We start from the raw sequence: 18,305 nt of genomic DNA, 5'->3' as shown, positions 1-18,305 counted from the left end.
GCGCGTCAGGGATCAGCCTTCGCCTCGCCCCTGGCGCGCCCGCCTCGAAGCGTCGGCGTAATCAGCCTGCTCAGCCTCGTACAGGCCAGCTCCGACGGCGTCCTGGGTGAGCTCATCGAGGGCGAGTCGGCGCCGAGACCGCTTGCGCTCCTGGTAGTCGAGCACGTCGCGCAACCGGACTCGACGGTGCCTCCCTGCGCCCGGCGACTCGTGCGGAATCTCGTCGGATTCCAGGAGCTTGACCAGCGTGGGACGGCTGATGCCGAGGAAGTCGGCCGCCTGCTGCGTGGTGAGGAGTTGATCGATCGGGGCGACGGTGATCGCTTTGCCTTCGCGCATGGCGTGTACGACGTCAACCAGGACCCGATAGGCCTCGAGCGGCAGCGCGACGGTCTGGCCGTCGGGGCCCAGAAGGGCGGCGGGTTCGGTGACCTTATCCAGAAATCGTGAGAGGTCGAGCATGGGCTCGAGGTCTTGTGGAGGCAGAACGGTCGTGCCGCGCGTCGTTGACTCGGTCATGACCCCAGCTTAGCCTAATTCGCAATATTCGAAATCCGTCTGGATCAGAGAGGCGACGACTTGCGCCACGCGCACGCAGCTGACGTCGAGCACTGCATCAAGCTGCCACAATGTTACAGTAAGCCATGACATCGGCCGTCGTCGACGCTGCGCTCGCACTTGCCCCGGACCTGCTTGAGAGCGCCCTCTCCAGGGCGCCGGAGGACCAGTGGTTCGAGCGCAAGTCCGCCCGGGTCTCGCCGCGCGACCTGGCGGTTCCGCTCGTCGCCATGGCGAATGCCGACGGGGGCGTCATCGTGGTCGGCATGCACGACGGCGTCCTCGAGGATGTCCCGCCGCAGCGTCGTAACGCAATCAGGCAGGCGGCCATGGACTTCACGCAGCCTCCCGTGCGCATGCACGTGGAGGAGTTGAGCGTGGGCGGAGACGACCCCCGGACCGTGATGGTGCTCCGCGTGGAGCCCGGGGAGACGGTGCACCACACCCACAAGGGCGATTGCTACCTCCGCATCGGGGACGAGTCTCGCAAGCTCACGGCTGCGCAGGAGCGGGAGCTGGTCTACGACCGCGGAGCTGCACAATACGAGGCGTCACCGACCACGCTCGGCGTCGATGACCTCGACCCCGCCCAGCTCTCCAGCTACGCCACGCTCATCGGCGTTGACTCCCCGCAGCGAGCGCTCGCCGCCCGCGACCTCATCGATCGACGGGGCCGCGTCACGGTTGCTGCGGCGCTGCTCTTCGACGAGCGACCGCAACGCGAACTCCCCAACGCACTCGTGCGCGTGCTCAGGTACGGCGCCGACGAGAGAGGGGTCGGCGACGCGATGACGCTCGAGGCAGGAGGAGACAGGCGGATCGAAGGCTCCATCCCCCAGCAGATCCGGGCAGCGGCGGAGACCATCGAACCGCTGATGCCCAAGTGGCAGCAGCTCGGCCCCGCCGGTCTGTTCGAGGCCACCTCGCGAATCCCCCGCGACGCCTGGCTCGAGGGTCTGGTCAACGCCGTCGTGCACCGGTCATACAGCACGATGGGGGATCACGTCCGGTTCGAGATCTTCCCCAACCGGGTGGAGATCACCTCCCCCGGACGATTCCCCGGGCTCGCCAACCCGTCGCGCCCGCTGGAGGTGACGCGGTACGCACGCAACCCGCGCATCGCCCGAGTGTGCGCCGACCTTGGGATCACCCGGGAGCTCGGCGAGGGGATCCGGCGCCTCTTCAGCGAGATGCGACGGCGCGGGCTCGCCGACCCCATCTACGAGCAGACGTCCTCATCTGTGAAGCTCACGTTGCTTGCCGTCGACGCCCTCCCCGCGGAAGTCACCGCGCGTCTCACGTCCAGTGCTCGGGCGATCCTGACCGTGCTCCGGCTCCACCACCGGCCCATGGGCACCGGGGAGCTGGCCGACCTGGCCGGCGTCACCCGGATGACAGCCACGCGGGCGCTGGCGGCGCTGGAGGAGGAGGGCATCGTCACGTGGCGCGGAAACTCCAAGCGCGACCCACGGGCCACCTGGGCACTGGGCCAGCTGTAACACCTACTGCAACATTGGTGTTGCAGTAGGTGTGACAGCTGCTCGCCTCTTGGTTCACCAGGCTTGCGCGAGGACCTCCCCGAGGAGGTCGTCGGGGTCGACGGCCAGCCCTGCGCGGCTGAACCAAGCGGCCATGTTGGTGCAGTCCCGGTGGAGGAAGTCGAACGCGTACGGGTTCGACGCCAGGTCCACCAGCTGCGGCACGTCGATGATCACCATTCGCGGCTCGTCGTCGTCGATCCCGGAGACCAGCGTGTTGTAGGGGCTGAGGTCGCCGTGGACGAGGCCGAGACGCGCCATGGTCTGCATGGCGTCTCGTAGCTGCTGGAAGAGCTCCTCCAGCTGCGCCGTCGACGGGCGGGTCTGGTGGAGGCGCGGGGCCGCGGCGTCGCCGTCGGAGATGAACTCCATGAGGATCTCCGTGCCGTCGATCTGCACGGGGTACGGCACGGGGACGCCGGCCGCGTGGAGGGTGACGAGCGCGTTCCATTCGGCGCGCGCCCAGAGGCCCGCCTCGACGGTGCGGCCGTAGGACGACTTCCGCGCGACGGCACGGGTGTCGCGGCTGTTGCGGATGCGGCGGCCCTCGGTGTAGCCGGTGTCGCGGTGGAAGAGCCGACGGTCGGTGGACCGGTAGCGCTTGGCGGCCATGACGACGGAGCGCGACGGGTCGTCGGGCACGGCGCGCTCGAGCAGGGAGACGTCGGCCTCCTTGCCGGACTTGAGGAGGCCGAGGTCGGTGTCGACGGCCGCCGCGGCGGTCACTAGCCAGTCCGGCCAGGGCTCGGGTCCGCGGCAGAGCCGCTCGATCGAGTCCCAGGTGGACCAACGTTGATTGTCGGCGAGGGTGTCAAGGTAGGCGGTGTTGGGGGCGTCGCTCCAACTGAACGACGACAGAAGGTTTGGCAAGGGTGGTTCTCCTGAGGAGGAGGCACCCGGCGGGCAATGTCAGGCGGCGGGGGCCTCAAGTGAGTGGGGGGTTGAGAAGGCATGCACAACAGCTTCGGGTGACATCTCTCTCCTCCCTTCACGAGGCTTCCTGGCGCGATCCGCGCACTCCGCTCAGGGTAACAAGGCAATCGCCTGAGGGCTAGAGCGAGCGGACGCACACCCGCGGGAATAGCATGGAAGTAGCCCACTCCACGCCACCCGCTCCCGGCATGGTCGTCCCTCGGCTTCGGCCTGGTCTCGCTCGTCGCGCTGGCCTGGCCGCTCCTGTTGAGCCGCACCGCGCCGTCGGGTGAGGAGGGCGAGGTGACGGAATCCAACTCGCAGCTGCTGCCCATGACGTCGATCGCCTTCTCGCTGGTGGCGCTCGCGCTGGGCGTGTACGCCCTGAAGCGCGGGGACCGGCACTGGTCGGTGTGGGTGGGGCTGGTCACGGGCGGCGTGACGGTCGCGTTCTGGCTGTGCTTCCTGATCGCCCACATCGTCTCCCCGGCCTGAGCCGCCCCAGCTGCTCGCAGTAGGTTGACCGGCTAACTAGTCAGGCGTACGATCTAGGTATGGAATCTGACATCGCATGGCCGAGCGAGTGGCTGCGCGGGGTCCTAGGTGTGTGCGTGTTGCGGATCCTCGCCGACGGACCCACTTACGGCTACGAGGTCGCCGCTCGGCTCGCCGCCGCCGGCCTCGGCACGGTCAAGGGCGGAACGCTGTACCCGCTGCTCGGCCGCTTCGAGGATGCTGGCTGGGTCGAGATCGAATGGCGTCCCGGCGAGGGCGGCCCCGGGCGCAAGTACTACGCCCTTACGCCCAGCGGCCGAGCCGCGGCTGCTGATGAAGCCGCCCGCTGGGCCCACTTCACCGACACCACCCGACTCCTCACCGACTCACTCGTCGACCCCAGGAAGGCCTGACATGACCGAGATCACCACCCCGCACATCGACAAGCGCTGGCGCGACGACTTCATCATCGCCATGCGGATGCAGGACGCGACGGGCGAGCAGATCGGCGATGCCCTGGCCACCGTCGACGCGCACTGCGCTGAATCCGGCGAATCCGCCGAGTGGGCGTTCGGTGACCCCACCGACTACGCCACAACGCTGGTTCCCGAGCCCGCCTCAGGATCCCGGCTCGGTTCGTCGTTCGTCGTGGGTGCGTTCATGGGACTGCTCGGGCTTCTGGTGGTTCCCCGCGCCGTCGACGACTGGGCGGCCGGCACGCAGTTCGCCGTCACGCTCGGCGACATGGTGGCGCTCGCCGTCGTCCTCGGACTGACCAGCATCGTCATGGCCCTCCCCCGGCACGTACTCCCGTGGCTGGCCAGGGCCAGGTACTCACTCGTGGGGCTGCTGGGCGCCGCCCTCATGGCGCTTCTCGTGCTCGCGATGCTCTTCCTCACCGACGTCGTGGCGGAGCTGGACTGGCGCCTCGCGCTCGCTGTTGGGATCGGCCTGCTGGTGGCCAGCGTGATCTCCACGTGGCGCGACCTCTCAACGCCGGACCCAGTGGCCGACCCGCGCTCCCCCGACTCCCCGCCCCGCCGGACCCAGTGGCTGGCAGCGTTGATGTTCCCGATCCTGACGCTCCTGGTCCTCGGGATCGACGCCCTGTTCCGGTTGGTCTTCTGACCCGCTGTTCCCCTGGGCGGGGCCGAGGAGTTCCGCGGGCAGGACGGAAGAGGTCACGAGACACCCAGCGACTAAGTCCCTGCGTCGGACTCCCTACACCGTGGATCGTGCAGTGGACACCGGAGCCAAGCATGATCGGTGACCGATTCGCCTTCTCGAGGATCCTCAGGACGCTTGGCTGTTTGCAGGACACTGCCGCCAGCCATGCTCCGCCCCCGCTCCAACGCAAGCGCTGACATGCTCAAACGGGTTGTCATTGGAGGCACACTCATGGAGGTCGTCGACAAGAAGAGCGCGCTTTCGGTCCTGGGCCAGCCAGGAATGCCAACTGTCCCACTGCTTCTTGTCGAGCCATTCAAGACGAGCCGCCTCGAACTCGTCCTCACAGAGCTGGAGGTACCGGTGTCGCGCATGTCTGTGCTCTTCGGTGCCCTTTGGGAGGCGCAGGAGGTCGTCGTCGACGCTCCAATACCGCTGGATGTACAGGTTCCCCAGCTCTAGCTGTTGCTGGCGATTCCCCTGACGCAGTTCGATCAGCCCCCACACAACACCAACAACAGCCACTACTAGCGTCCCGAGCCCGAGCCAATCAGAGATCTGCACGAGCGAATGCTAGAGCGTTTCCTGGTCAGCGACGTCTCGGCCTGGATCGGTAGGGCTACGGCCAGCAGGGGAGAACCATGAGCTGGGTCTGATCCAGCGGCGGCAGGCCGTCATCGAGGCCGCGCAGCCGCTGGTAGAGGTCACGCATCGCGCCACGGTCTGGGAGATACTCGCTCCCGGCAGCCTTCTCGAGCACTGTGACAGTTCCGACCAGCCAGATGGCGCCCACCTTACGGCCGGCGCGGCGAAGCCGATCCAGGCGACGCGCTTCGCTGCCAGCCAACTTCCGACCCCCGCCGTCGTCGATCAGAACGTACACATCATTGCCGCCTTCGGCCATCACCACCGCATGGGCGATGACCATCACCTCACCCAGGTCTTCGCTTCGACGGATTCGCCGCTCAACGGGCATCCCAGAGATGCGGTTCACGGCGGTGGCCAGCTCATCTGTGACGTCGTCGGAGAGCACCTCCATGTAGCGCGGCTCCAGCTTCCTCCACACCTGGCCCCCAGCTTTGAACCGGCTTTCGGTGCGCGACTTCCGCAGCACCTCGTCACGCACCGCCTCTGGGGCGCTCAAGGGACCGAGAGTTGCGATGAGGAGCCGTTCCTTGTTGAGAGAGAAGAAGTTGATGCCAGGGCTAGCGTCAATGATCGGCCGCGTCACTACACCGAGTCCGCATCGTCCAAGCCGCTGAGGTCCACCTCGACGTCCGGCAGGTCCGAGCTGGCGATCCCCGCCGGGTCATGTTCGACGGGAGCGATCCCGGCCTCGGCGAGTTCTCGAACCACCGACCCGACGGGCAGACCGCGCAGTGCAGCGATCTGCCTGGCTGTCACGACCCCTTCTGCATAGCCATTGATCGCCCGGGCAACCAGCCGCTGAGGCGCCCGCACGCGATCCGAGTCGTCCTGCAGGGAGGCGTAGTAGTCGCCCCACCCGAAGCGGGTTGCGAGGGCTGGGGTGTAGAGGTTCATCCACGCCTCGCACATCTCGGCGGTGATGTAACCCGCCTGCCGTAGGGCAATTGCCGCGATGGCTGGCGACACCAGAAACCGCTGAACCACATCAGAGAGGTCAGCCTCAGTGGTGACTTTCCGGTCGCCTAAGAACTCCGCGATGGCTTCGGTTGGGATGAGGAGGTGACGGGCGAAGGCGTCCGCGCGCTTCTCTCCGAACGGACGGCCACCCGGGGGAACGTCCCAGTCCTGGAAAGTCAGGTGCCCAAGCTCGTGCGCCAGAGTAGAGCGTTGCCGCATCGGGTTTCGGGTTCGGGCGACGCCGATGAACACCCGGTCTCTGGCGGGGTCGCGCATGGTCAGGCCGTGTTCGTCGGGTCCGGCGTCAAGGACGGCAACATCGAGTTCGGTGGTCTGCTCGATCAGGGCAACAAGGTCGCCCAGAGGCTGGATTCCGAGACGGTGCGCACGACGGAACTCCCCGGCCGCCTCAGCTGCCTGATGTTCGATGTCGGAGGCCATCACTGCGCCGCAATGGCCTGGTCGTCGAGGTAGGCGTCGAGTTCCATGAAGTGCAGGAGCCGCTGCCGCATCGAATCCATGTCTGCGCCGTTGGTGGCGCGGGCCGCGCACTGCACGCGGTCAGCCACCGCCGATCTGGTGAGTTGGGCGACGGTGCAGCCGGTGGCGTCGGCGACCAGCAGGATCTCGGTCATCTTCGGCTGGCGAGCGCCAGTGAGGATGCGGTTCAGGGTGGGCTGCGAGATGCCGGTCTCGTCCGCCAGCGCGCGCTGGGACAGTCCGGCGGCGGCAAGAGCGCCTCGGATCGTCGCCGTCATGTCCTCCATTACCAGCTCCTGAATCATTTCTTGGAAATTGATTCAATCCTAGCTCAAGGCCGGTTCCCAGACCAGCTCCAGGCTCTCCGACTCTCGCCGGGCGCAACCGAGGCTGACCTGCGCCAGACAGCCACTGGGTGGGGCTACCTACCGCTTGAACCACTCGCGCAGCTCAGCCGCCTGCTCAGGCGTGAGGTGCCGGCGGTCGTAGGGGACTGACTGCCAGCCCTGGTCCCGCAGCCATGCCTGGACGGTCTTGACGCTGGCACCGAGTTCGACTGCCAACTGCTCGGGTGTGACTGTGTGATGCGGCTCGGCCATGCCGCGAGACTACTCAGCCCGAAGCCCGCAGGAGGACCAGCTGGCCGGGCTAGGGTGAGAGGAGGTCGACTGCTACGGGGGGACGCGGTGAGCGTAAGCACCATTCTGGATCACATCGATGACGGCAGCGCCGCATTGCTCGAGACGGCTCTCCAGATGGCCAGCGTCAAGACCACAAACACCGTCAGGTTCGCCTGGTGGGGTGCCGAAGAGTCCGGCCTGCTCGGCTCCGAGCACTACGTGGCCGGCCTCACGCCTGCTGAGGCCGCCCGCATCGCCCTCTACCTCAACTTCGACATGGTGGCCTCCCCCAACTACATCTTCGGCGTCTACGACGGAGACAACTCCAGCGGCACCGCACCCGTCTCCATCCCCGCGGGCTCGGACAAGATCGAGGACGTCTTCGAGCGCTACTACGCCGGCCGGGGCGAGCCCTACCAGGACTCGACGTTCTCGGGCGGCTCCGACTACGGGCCCTTCATCGCGGTCGGCATCCCGGCCGGCGGACTGTTCACCGGCGCAGAGGGCCTCAAGACGGCCCAGGAGGTCGCGACCTACGGCGGCACCGCGGGCATCGCGTACGACCCCTGCTACCACCAAGCCTGCGACACGATAGACAACGTCAGCCACCATGCCCTCGACGTGAACTCGGACGCCGTCGCCACGGCCGTGCTCACCTTCGCCATCGACACCACACTGGTCAACGGCGTTGCCGGTAAGCCCGGGAACCGCCTCGGCCAGCTCCGCCCGTACAACCCCACCACGGTCGACCCCATGGCCGATCGCTACAGCAGCTGACCCACCGCACACAGGGCCGGCTGCCCCAGGTGGGGGCTCTCGCCCCAGACAGCCAGCCCTGCACGACGCCTACCCGCGGACGGGATCCAGAACCGGACCCACCTCCGGCGCGCGCTGATCCACCCGTCGTGTGGGCAGCCCGATGAACGCGATACCGAAGCACACCAGCGCCTCCACATACGCGGGATGCGCCCACGGGCTGCCCGACACTGCGATCAGGATCGTCAGCAGCAGGGCGGGAAGAATGGCGACGAGCGTCCACGCCGGCAGCCTCATGTCCGGCCGACGGAGCAACGAGAACCCCAGCGCGATGCTTCCCACGAACATCAGCAGGAACGAGACGGTGGCCACTGCCCCGTAGAGGCCGTCGCCGTCGAGCATCTCGCCGGTCGCCGCCGACACCGCCGTGTTGGCCAGCATGCCGGCCGCCAGGGTGAGGAAGACGACGATCAACGCCAGGCGGATGACCCTCCGGAGCCGGCTGCCGTCGTCGACCCGTCGCCGGTGTGCGTGCAGCACCCCGGCGAACGCGAGGTAGGCCAGCCCGTGCACCAACCCGGAGGCCAGGTACAGGGGGTTGACGCCGAATTCGTCGCTGGCAGCGCTGTAGTTCCCGGTCAGCGCGAAGGTGGCCGCGTCGTTGATCGCGATGGCCGAGAGGCCGGCTGCGCCGGCAAGCGCCGCGAACGTCAAGAACTTGGACATGAGACCCTCCTAGGTCCTCGAGGGCTTCGGTCGAGCCCGTTGAAGCCAGGCTGCCGAAGCCGACGCACCGTCGCGTCACCCCCACCGACGAGATCTCCCGCCGTATGGACGACCCGATCTCGTCCATACGGACGACGTCCGTCGGCGCGTCCTGGTGGCAGGCTGGGGGGATGCGGTCCTGGGGTGCGTCGCACGTCGTCCTGGTCGTCGTCGCCTTCGGGCTGGCGACGGCCGCGGCGTGGCGCGAGGGCTGGCCGTTGACCGATCTGGTCTTCGTCGGAGTCCTGCTGTCCTTCCTGGTGCTCCTCTTCCAGGGCGTCTGGCGTTCGGCCCAACGCGCGCGATTGGCCCGCCGACGGCAGCGGGAGGTCGTGGCGGTGGCACCCGACGATGCAGCGCGGCGTGCCGTCGAGGATGAGCGGGCGCGGCTGTCGGCAGAGATCGACCGCTCTGTACGGAGATCCCTCATTGCCGTGCGCGGGCTCGTGGCGGAGGCCACCGCGGCCGCTGATCCGCGCGTCGCCCTCACCGAGATGCAGCGGGAGAGCCGACAGGCGATGGCCGAGCTCCGACGCCAGCTCGGCCTCCTCGGCGCCGAGTCACCTCCCACGCGCCTCCCGGAGTCCCCATCGCACCCCGACGCCGGAGCTGTGGATTCAGCGGGTTCAAGAGGCCACACACCCATCACGGCACTCTCGACGCCCCACGCCTCAGGCGACGCCCTCAGCCGCGGTGACGCCGTCCTCACCGCCGCGGTGGTCGCTCTGGCTGCGGTCGAGGTGCTCTTCACGCCTGGGCAGTCCGGCTCGGTGCTGACGAGCGTGGCGATGGCTCTGACCGTCCTCGCCCGCCGGATTGCCCCCGTGCCGTCCGCGCTCGCCTGCGCGACGATCCTCCTGCTCGGGGCAGTCGTCGACGCACCGGTGGGAGACGGGGTCTTCTATGCGATCGTCGTCGGGATGCTGCTGTGGAGGCTCCTCGAGCCAGTCCCGACCGCAGCGTCGCTGGCCTCGGCCGGGGTGCTCTACGTCAGCGCCGTCGGCACCCGGTACCTCCACGAGCCCGACAACGCACCGATCAACATCGTCCTGTTGGGTGTCGTCGCGACGGCGGCACTCATCGTCGGCAGGGCACGGCGGAGCCGGGCGACTGCGGAGGAGCGCTCGCTCGCCCACGAGGCTGAGCTGGCCGAGGCGCGGGGCGCAGCCGCCGCGACGACGAGGCGTGAGGTCGCCCGCGAGCTGCATGACGTCGTCTCGCACGCCGTCAGCCTCGTCGCGGTCCAGGCGGGGGCGGCCGAGCTCGCCTGGCCGCACGATGGAAAGGCCACGCGGGACGGGCTTCGGGCGATCGCGGACACCGTAAGCACAGCGCTCGCGGAACTGGACGCCCGTCCTGGCGAGGGCACCGGACCGGGATGGCAGGACGTGGTGCGCACCGTCGATCGTCTGCGAGCCGCCGGCCTCCGCGTCGAGCTCCACCTCGCGGTATCGCCACCCGATCAGGTGATGCCCACCGTGCACCGGATCGTCCAGGAGTCACTCACCAACGTGCTCAAGCACGCCCCGGCGGCCACCGCGCGCGTCGTCGTCAGCAACGACGGGCAGCGGACGCGGGTCGAGGTGACCGACGACGGACCGGGCCGAACTGGCGCCGTCGGCGGCTATGGATTGGCGGGGCTCCAGGACCGGGTGGGCCTGATAGGCGGGACGCTGAGCGTCGGTGAGGCCGATGGCGGCGGATTCGCCGTGCGGGCAGTGCTGCCGAACCTCGTCGCGGAGGTGCGGGCGCCATGACAGTGCGGGTGCTCATCGTCGACGACCACGCGATGATGCGCGCGGGGCTGGCAGGTGTGCTCGGCTCCGATCCGGAGATCGCCGTCGTCGGAGAGGCAGGCGACGGCGACGAGGCCCTCACCCAGGCGCGGCGGTTGACGCCCGACGTGGTCCTCATGGACATCGAGATGCCAGGCGTCGACGGGGTGACGGCGATCGGACGGCTGGCCCAAGCAGTCCCGTCCGCGCGGTGTCTGGTGCTCACGACGTTCGACGTGGACGATTACGTGCTCGGCGCCCTCAGAGCTGGCGCGGCGGGATTCCTCATCAAGACCACCCCGCCGCGCGACCTCATCAGGGCAGTGAAGGACTGCGCCGCTGGTGGATCCGCGCTCGGGCCGAGCATCGTCAGGAGGCTGGTGGCCACCTACGTCGGGGCGGTGAAGCGGCCGGTGCCTGAACTGGAGCGGTTGACCGAGCGGGAGCGCGACGTGCTCGTCGTGATGGCGAAGGGCCTGTCCAACGCCGAGATCGGACTGGAGCTGTACCTGACCGAGAACACGGTGCGCACGCACGTGGCGCACATCCTGGCGAAGCTCGGGGTGCGCGACCGCGTGCAGGCGGTGATCCTGGCGCACCGGGCCGGGCTTGGCTAGGTGCGCTGAAGTCTCGATGACGGAGGGCTCCTAGCGTCTGGAAGAACTGCATGCAGTTCATCAATGACTGTGCACCCGCTGGCGAGCAGTGGCGGGCTCGGATCTCGACGTCGGCGTGGTGGACAAATGATTAGGATCAAGGTGACTGAAACCTAGAGAGGTGCGACGTGGCACGCGACGGGCGATTCGAACGACCATTGGCCCCCGCGCAACCACCGCCTCGTCCTGTGCCGACCTCAGGATTGTCACGTCGGCTTCGAGCAGTCCGCGCACCTCGTCCAGCAGGTCAAGCAGGGGTGTCGTCCAAGAACCAGAGTCGACACCGATGAATCCCTGCACACTCGCTGGCAGAACCCGCCGGAGCGACTCGGTCAACTCCGGGGGCACCGGCGTCAGGAATGAGGGGACCGACCGCACCGGGGCCTCAGAGCTCCCATCGCCGACGAAGAAGTCGCCGGCCGTCCGCGCGATCGTCCGGTAGTTCTCGAAGTACCAGCGGAAGAATGCGGCCAGCGCAACCGAGTGGGCGTGCCGTCGATCGATCCGAAGGTTCTCCAGGGGCACGTACGGCGCGCGCGTGCGTCCAGTCATCATGGCTTCGGGGGAGGCGAATTGTGTGAGGTCGTGCGAGCGTCGCTGCGCGTAAGTGACCACGAGCGCCGCCGCACCCACTCGACGTCCGGCGCGCCCGGCGCGCTGGACGTAATTCGCCGTGGTGGGGGGCATGTTTCGCAGCATGACAGTTTGAAGCTCACCGACGTCAACGCCAAGCTCGAACGTGGTTGAGCATGAGAGGGCGTTGATGCTTCCGCGGATGAACTCTTGCTGAATCCGCGCCGCCTCGGTATTGCGCCACTGCGCAGTATGTTCGCTGGCGGACAGGGGAATCGGGTGCATCGACCGGTAGAGCGTTCGATAGTGGTCGTTGTCAGACTCAGCCGACGGCGGGACGAATGGCCGAAGCGTGCCCGTGCAGCCCATGGCTGGGCAGACACCGGCCACTGACACCGGTGCGAGTCTCTGACAGGTTGAGCACACAAACACAGGTGACTGCTGGCTCACCAGCTCGAAGCGGAGCATCTGATGGTTCAGCTGGCTCACTGCGCCGAGACCCCTGGGCGTACTGGATTCGAGCCAGTCCATCTCTCCATTCGAGAGGAAGCGCCAGACGCCTTCCAGGACGCGGCGCGAATCCTCGGCGCTCCCGAAGGCGGCAAGGACTCTGGATGTGTAGTCGATGCGTCGGTTGCTGCCGCGCCCAGGAAGCCACGACAGGACCTTCCGCTTGGGTTCCGGCCCACTGAGCCGCGCGTAGATGGGCCCGAGGCGCGGCGCGAAGATCTCGTCATTCGGGGGGACGTCCTGAGGCATTGTGACCGCGCCCTGCGACCGTAGAGTCCGGACCAGTTCAGCGACGAAGTCCCACGCCTGATCTGCGCTCATGCCCAATGACACGAGAGGGGCGGGAGGCTGCCAGTGAGGATCACGCCTCAGACTGATGCGAAGTAGGCCAACCCCCTCAAGGGACTGGCGATCATCCACGCTGGCTACCTCGGCCATCACCCAGGGAGCGATCTCTCGTTCCTGTTGGGCGGACGACATGCCCGGAGTGAAGTACTGAACTCGTTCAGCGCTGCGCCGTACGTGGAAGCGCGTGTCCGCGATGTTCACGGGCTCATCGCCAGCACCGGCCGCTTCCAGCCCTTGGTGGATCAGGCGCCTGCGCTGGAGGCGCCGATAGGAATCTTCCAGGTACGGCGCGAAATAGGCGGCGGCCTGGCGGCTGTCACTGAACATGAGAAGCTTCCGACCCTCACCCGGACGGCCCGCATCCTTTGGGTCGTCACTGGCCGGAATGCTCTGATACAGGGACGTGGCGATGACAGCGCTCGCAGCGTCTGCGCCCGTCTCGAACGCCCGTACCGTGCCCGCTCCTCGCGCGCCACAGACGAGGCATCCCAGGAGTTCCTGACCCCTCTGCTTCAGCCTGCGCACGCGGCGCAGGGCTGCGGCAGTGCACTCAGGGTCCGAGCAGGTGCGCGAGCTGCCCGAGTTCAGCGTCCCGCACCGGGTGCACAGCCTGGCCTCGTCGCCGTCCACCCCACCGCCGTCGTCGGCGAGAGCCTCCTCATCCTCGTCCACCATGTCTGCGCCGTCGTCCAGAACGAGCCAGGACGTGGGGGCATCGGGCTTCCGGTGCTTGAGAACCTGCCGGCCGTCAACAGCCTCGACGACCCCGAGAAGATGCACAGCGCCACAGCGTTTGCAGGCGCCGAGTTCGAACACCGGCGATTCACACTCGCGACACTCCTCGTGGCGGGCGAGGTGCACGTGCGGACCGCGCGGCGACAGGCAGCTGAAGGCCCCTTCGGTGGCGCGGAGGAAGAGATGGTAGCGCGCCGAAAGGGCTGGAGATCCGTCCGCTCCCTGCAGGCTGCTGGCCACAGCAACCATGGACACCAGCCCAGAATCCCGCTGAGGCTCATTGGCAAAGATCCGGGTCGGCAAGCTGGAGAACGTCTGCGGTGCCTCCGCCAAGAGACTCCTGAGCTTGGCCAGGCCTGCCTCGTGTGAGAGGGCAGTTCGACCGTCCTCGGCCTCGAACCCATTCTGGCGGGCCGCTTCGAGGACGGCCTGCTCGACGTTGTCAGCCTCCATGAGACGCTGCCAAGCACCAGCTGAGAGCGGCCCCCAGCAAGGCCCGGCGGGCGCCGCGACACGCTCACTGGTGATGATGTCCTGTCGCGAGGTATCAGTGGGCATCCATTCGAAGGAGGAGCCGAACAGCTTGGTGGCGAAGTCGGCGACCATCATGCGGTCTGCGTCGGCACCGACGGTTGCGGATGTCGCGATGCACTGGATTTCTCGATCGGGGGCAACGCGGTCACGGAGCCTTCGCACGAGCATCGCGATCTCCGCGCCCTGCGTCCCGTCATAGACGTGCGCTTCATCGATAACGAGGAAGCGCCAGGTCGACTGCGCGTCTCCTGGGAACAGCCCCATGTCCTGCGGCCTGAGCAGCAGATACTCCAACATTGCGTAGTTCGTCAGGAGAAGATGAGGCGGCGTCGCACGCATCGCCTCACGGCTCAGGAGCTCGTTTGGGAGGAGCGGCTCGCCCGGGTTCAGCTCCTGGAAGCGGTCCAGCGCCTTCTTCGGGTCGGTCTCAGTGTCGCCCGTGTAGCGCCCGAACGTGATCTGTGGGAAGCCTGCGAGCAGGGCGCGCAGTCGCTTCATCTGGTCGTTGGCCAGCGCATTCATCGGATAGAGGAGGAGTGCTCGCACACCCTCTCTCAGCGAGCCGTTCTCCAGCTCGCGGATGAGGCTGTCGAAGATCGGCAACAGGAATGATTCGGTCTTGCCAGAGCCGGTGCCCGTCGCGACAACCACATTGCGGCCCTGCCTCGCCTTGCGGATTGATGCTTCCTGGTGGCGATACAGGGCGCGGTCCAGTGGCAGCGCGTCGCTGCCCAAGCCTCGGAACTTGCTGGACAGGACTCCCTCGTCGATCAGCTCGTTGAGCGTGGCTCCAGACGCGTACGGAGGCGTGGCTTCCAGGAACGGACCCTTATCTAGGAGCGGAGATTCGTCAATCGCCCGGAGCAGAGCGGATGAGATCTCGGGGTCTCGTGCCGCGAGGAGGGACTTCAGGTAGCGGCGGTACGAGCTGGTGATTCCGGCCGAAGACTCGACGGGATTGAGACGGTCGGTCATGACCCCTCCTTCGCATAGTCAGCAGGGCCGGCCGCCTGTAGCAACTCGGCCACGATGAGATCGATGGTGACCAGATCCGGAGCGAAACGGGAGAGCTCGACCCAGAGCCCCTGCAGCTTCTGGATGAGGGTCACGCACTCCGCATCACCACGAACGCCGCGCCGAGCCACCCACGCGAGGGCCATCGACAGCGCTGGCAATACCCTCCACCCCGTCTGCCTATCGGGACGTCGATCAGCGATGGCCCGCAGACCGGCATCGTCCCCACGACGACGAAGGTGCGTCTCGACTGCAGTGAGGACGTGGGCCGCATTCGTCTCTACCTTCTGGTTCATGCGTCCCACCTGATCGAGCAGATCCAGCGCTGCACGCACCCGAGTATCGCCATCCAACAGACCCTTGGGCACGAGGGCAGCCTGTCTGCGGAAGTCGGATCGTTCCGTGGAATCAAGCCTTTGGTACGCCTCAGCCCCGGCGTCGTATCTCCCTGCGCGAGGGCTTGGGTCGACACCCGAGAGAACGCTGTGGATGGCGTCACCGAAGACGGCTTCCGCCTGAGCGAGATCCTCCGAGTGGCTTCCAGCCTGCTCGATCAATCTGCCGCTGCCCAGGAGTACAGCAGGGAGTCCGGACGCACTTCCCCAGGCCAGCCGTGCGCGAAAGGCCAGTTTCGAAGCCTCCCAGACGAGCCCCGATCTGATCAGCACCTCGGGCAGTCGAGGAGCGTCGATCTGGCTCTCCTCGAGTGCCATGAGGGATGCCGCCGGATCCTCGCGGAGTACGGCCTGGCAGGAACGGGCCACGGCGGGAGCGAGCTCCGTCGGCAACCCCAGCGACCTCCATCGAGTCACGATCGCCCATACCCACGACAGCTGCGCGGTGTCCTCAGGGAATTCTGCCTCTCCGGCGAGACATTGTGAAAGCTGCATTTCACTCGCGTCGTCTGTGGAGAGGAACCCTGGAGCGTCAACAAGACGGCAGCCGAACGAGATGGGCCAGGCCGGAATGGGCACGGGCGCCCAGGGATCGACGATGCGCAGAGCAACCAACAGCGGGCCCGCGTCTCTCAGCTCTAGGGGCAGTGGTGCCCGACCATCCTTCACCTCGAGAGGGGTTGCCCCTTTCCACGGCGCACGCTGGGGGTACACCAGCGCGGTCAGTCCTTCGACGTGCACGCCATCGACCAGCTGGAGCGCTCCCTCCTCAAGCAGGATGTCTGAACAGAGTCTCCTCGGGTTGACCTGGGCCACGATCATCTCCGCGCCGTGGTCAAGGGCGATCTCGATCCGCGGGTGGGCAGCGAGAGTGTCTGACAGCTGTCCGAGATTGAACCGGTAGACGTCCCCTCGCGTACCACCGGTCGGTTCCAGCTCCTGCACGCAGTGCCGACTGACGAGTGCATGCAGACGAGGATGGCCAGACTCGCCCAAGTCAACGATCAGGAATCCATCGGCCTCTCGGAGCTCTTCAGTGCAGAGCTGAAGGGGGCGGGTGGTTGGCGGGGTTGACGCGGTGGCCGACTGGTACGACATGGTCATGTGAGGCGGCCGGACGGTCGCCCGGAGCAGCGAGGACCCCGCTCGAAGTTCTATCTGCTTCTGTACTTCATCCTCTGCCAGCACGATCGTGGAGGTGTTTGTCTCCATGCCTTCAGGCAGCTTGAGACGGACCGACGAGGGGACAAGGCCGACGCGGTTGATCCGGCGCCACTCCGGGTTCGAGTCCAGAGTGACACTCTCAGCGAGATTGAGATCTCGGACTACCCCGCGCCCCCATGGGCCGCGGACTCGGACCCGATACCTCCCGAGAAGCGGGCGGTGGACTCCCGCCCAGACCTCACCCGGTGCGCCTGACTGAAGCGGACGGTTCTCGACCAGCACCGATCCATCAGCAGAGGTGATCGACAAGGTCCACGCGGCGGCCCCGCCGCCGCCGTCGGGCAGCTCCACACACGGAACGTCACCGAACACGGCGGCGTCGCCCGATGTGAGTCCGCGGATGGGTTCCCCCGTGATGATGCGAGCCGCCGCAACCTTGCGGACTGTATGCGCGCGCTCAGCACCACCCGCCCTCATCGCTTCGGCACGGCTGAGATCGAGCAGACGCAGAGTCCATCCCACCCAACCAGGCGGGACCGCCCCTTCAGACATCAACTCCGCGTGACCAGTGACGTCGAGTGAATCCGGATTCCCGGGGTGGAGCAGCCAGACAGGGGCGCCGGGGAGCGGGAGCCCAGGTGGCAGGAATCTGCCATCCTCCGAGAAGGCCAAGAGCGGATCCTTGTCGTCGACGACAGCCACACTCATGGCCAGGTCCGGCCGGCTCCGCAGCGACGCCGACACTGATCGGACGGGTGAGGGGATCGGCACTTCGGTGGGCGGCGCCGGCTCACCCGGCCACACGGCGCTGCTCCGCACGCGCAGTGCGTCTACACCCACCGTGACTGTCCAGTCTGCCTGGCCCTCGGCGACCGCTGGGAGCCTCAACAGCGGGCCACGCCCGAATGGGTCCAAGACCAGCTGAGCGCGAAGCTCCTGATCTGGGGCCCCACCCCGTGTGGGCGTCCTGCGATCCAGCTCCCCACGCCGACGCAATTCGAGGACAGCATCTCGGTAGCGCTGCGGCAATGGAACGTCGTCGCCGGTCCCACCTCCAGCGACGACGTCAAGCAGCTCGAACACACGGTCGGTCACGTCCACTGCGTAGTCGCCGCCGAAGCGGAGAAACCGCTCCACTGGCTTGTCCGTGTTGTAGAGCCTGCCCTCTGCAGCCCTCGCGGACGCCCATGAGACGAAGTCCTCGGGGGTGAGACCGGCTTCTCGGGTACGTCGCTCTGTGACCAATCTCAAGTAGTCGCCGAGACAGTACGTCGGCATTCCGGCATGCATCAGAATCGGACCGACAAAACGTAACCCGGGGTCATCGATGTCGTCGAACTGGGGCATGCCGAGCGTCTCCAAGTTGTCGAGGAACGCACTCCCCCATTCCTGACTGAACAATTGTCCCGGCCGGATCTGCATCGCCTCAGTGAGCTTCGGCCAGAAGGTGCCGTGCTCGTAGTGGTCGACGGCGATGCGAACTGTTCCCATGATTTGGATGGCCGGAAAAGCCCTGATCCACCGCACTCTGGCCGAGGCTGAGTGGTGCCAGTACAGGATGCCCATCGCGCTCAGAGCCCTCTTGGCCTCCTCCGAATCTGCAAGCCTCTCAGCTACCAGCGAGGCAGACCGCAATTCAGTGGCCCACTCGTCTTCAAGACCGTACATTGACCATTCGGACGTCGTCGTCGACATGTCCACACCG

At 67.0% G+C, this 18,305-nt stretch carries 17 protein-coding genes; 7 read left to right on the top strand and 10 right to left on the bottom strand.

From position 1 onward, the window contains the following. Window positions 1-12: 12 nt before the first annotated feature. A complete protein-coding gene (locus H5399_RS01265; protein WP_182781214.1) occupies window positions 13-519 on the bottom strand; it encodes a helix-turn-helix domain-containing protein in 507 nt (168 codons plus the stop codon). A 125-nt stretch (window positions 520-644) separates the two neighbouring features. Between H5399_RS01265 and H5399_RS01260 the strand changes: the two genes are divergently transcribed. Further along, window positions 645-2,057, top strand: coding sequence for an ATP-binding protein (locus H5399_RS01260; RefSeq protein WP_182781213.1), 1,413 nt, complete (start codon window positions 645-647; stop codon window positions 2,055-2,057). Window positions 2,058-2,111: 54 nt separating this feature from the next. Here the strand turns inward: H5399_RS01260 and H5399_RS01255 are convergent, their stop codons facing one another. Then, window positions 2,112-2,966 carry a serine protein kinase RIO gene (locus H5399_RS01255; protein ID WP_182781212.1) on the bottom strand — a complete coding sequence of 285 codons (855 nt, stop codon included), beginning with the start codon at window positions 2,964-2,966 and terminating at the stop codon, window positions 2,112-2,114. A gap of 345 nt (window positions 2,967-3,311) precedes the next feature. On the opposite strand from H5399_RS01255, the gene H5399_RS01250 reads away from it, so the two are divergent. The 3 genes from H5399_RS01250 to H5399_RS01240 are packed head-to-tail and all read left to right on the top strand — an operon-like array spanning window position 3,312 to window position 4,631. After that, window positions 3,312-3,503 carry a hypothetical protein gene (locus tag H5399_RS01250; protein ID WP_182781211.1) on the top strand — a complete coding sequence of 64 codons (192 nt, stop codon included), beginning with the start codon at window positions 3,312-3,314 and terminating at the stop codon, window positions 3,501-3,503. Window positions 3,504-3,562: 59 nt separating this feature from the next. Further along, on the top strand, window positions 3,563-3,916 hold the full coding sequence (locus H5399_RS01245; RefSeq protein ID WP_182781210.1) for a PadR family transcriptional regulator: 354 nt from the start codon (window positions 3,563-3,565) through the stop codon (window positions 3,914-3,916). Window position 3,917: 1 nt separating this feature from the next. Further along, window positions 3,918-4,631: a hypothetical protein gene (locus H5399_RS01240; protein WP_182781209.1), complete on the top strand. Its 714-nt coding sequence runs from the start codon at window positions 3,918-3,920 to the stop codon at window positions 4,629-4,631. A gap of 165 nt (window positions 4,632-4,796) precedes the next feature. Here the strand turns inward: H5399_RS01240 and H5399_RS01235 are convergent, their stop codons facing one another. The 5 genes from H5399_RS01235 to H5399_RS01215 all read right to left on the bottom strand — a co-directional run bounded on the left by H5399_RS01235 (window position 4,797) and on the right by H5399_RS01215 (window position 7,354). Next, window positions 4,797-5,234 carry a hypothetical protein gene (locus H5399_RS01235; RefSeq protein WP_182781208.1) on the bottom strand — a complete coding sequence of 146 codons (438 nt, stop codon included), beginning with the start codon at window positions 5,232-5,234 and terminating at the stop codon, window positions 4,797-4,799. A 55-nt stretch (window positions 5,235-5,289) separates the two neighbouring features. Continuing rightward, a complete protein-coding gene (locus tag H5399_RS01230) occupies window positions 5,290-5,814 on the bottom strand; it encodes a hypothetical protein (RefSeq protein WP_220490690.1) in 525 nt (174 codons plus the stop codon). 86 nt (window positions 5,815-5,900) lie between these two features. Next, entirely contained in the window at window positions 5,901-6,716 is an 816-nt protein-coding gene (locus H5399_RS01225) for an ImmA/IrrE family metallo-endopeptidase (protein WP_182781206.1), read from the bottom strand. Next, window positions 6,716-7,042, bottom strand: a complete 327-nt coding sequence (locus tag H5399_RS01220; protein WP_255421935.1) for a helix-turn-helix transcriptional regulator — start codon at window positions 7,040-7,042, stop codon at window positions 6,716-6,718. The genes H5399_RS01225 and H5399_RS01220 overlap by 1 nt, the downstream gene beginning before the upstream one ends. Before the next feature lie 138 nt (window positions 7,043-7,180). Further along, entirely contained in the window at window positions 7,181-7,354 is a 174-nt protein-coding gene (locus tag H5399_RS01215; RefSeq protein WP_182781204.1) for a hypothetical protein, read from the bottom strand. Between the two features lie 87 nt (window positions 7,355-7,441). Between H5399_RS01215 and H5399_RS01210 the strand changes: the two genes are divergently transcribed. Continuing rightward, on the top strand, window positions 7,442-8,152 hold the full coding sequence (locus tag H5399_RS01210; protein WP_220490688.1) for a M28 family peptidase: 711 nt from the start codon (window positions 7,442-7,444) through the stop codon (window positions 8,150-8,152). 69 nt (window positions 8,153-8,221) lie between these two features. Here the strand turns inward: H5399_RS01210 and H5399_RS01205 are convergent, their stop codons facing one another. After that, window positions 8,222-8,857, bottom strand: a complete 636-nt coding sequence (locus H5399_RS01205) for a hypothetical protein (protein WP_182781202.1) — start codon at window positions 8,855-8,857, stop codon at window positions 8,222-8,224. 170 nt (window positions 8,858-9,027) lie between these two features. Between H5399_RS01205 and H5399_RS01200 the strand changes: the two genes are divergently transcribed. Further along, the gene (locus H5399_RS01200; RefSeq protein WP_182781201.1) at window positions 9,028-10,653 is read left to right on the top strand and encodes a sensor histidine kinase; all 1,626 of its coding nucleotides are present in this window, start codon (window positions 9,028-9,030) and stop codon (window positions 10,651-10,653) included. Further along, window positions 10,650-11,288 (top strand): response regulator transcription factor, encoded by a 639-nt coding sequence (locus tag H5399_RS01195; protein ID WP_182781200.1) that lies wholly within the window; start codon window positions 10,650-10,652, stop codon window positions 11,286-11,288. The genes H5399_RS01200 and H5399_RS01195 overlap by 4 nt, the downstream gene beginning before the upstream one ends. Before the next feature lie 60 nt (window positions 11,289-11,348). Here H5399_RS01195 and H5399_RS01190 read toward each other — a convergent pair whose 3' ends face one another. Together H5399_RS01190 and H5399_RS01185 are read right to left on the bottom strand one after the other, a co-directional pair. Beyond that, window positions 11,349-15,002 (bottom strand): DEAD/DEAH box helicase, encoded by a 3,654-nt coding sequence (locus H5399_RS01190; RefSeq protein ID WP_182781199.1) that lies wholly within the window; start codon window positions 15,000-15,002, stop codon window positions 11,349-11,351. After that, on the bottom strand, window positions 14,999-18,295 hold the full coding sequence (locus tag H5399_RS01185; protein WP_182781198.1) for a hypothetical protein: 3,297 nt from the start codon (window positions 18,293-18,295) through the stop codon (window positions 14,999-15,001). The genes H5399_RS01190 and H5399_RS01185 overlap by 4 nt, the downstream gene beginning before the upstream one ends. Between the last annotated feature and the right edge of the window lie 10 nt (window positions 18,296-18,305).

This window comes from Tessaracoccus sp. MC1627 (assembly GCF_014164725.1).
GTDB lineage: Bacteria > Actinomycetota > Actinomycetes > Propionibacteriales > Propionibacteriaceae > Arachnia.
This window is presented reverse-complemented; position numbering and strand designations above follow the sequence as displayed.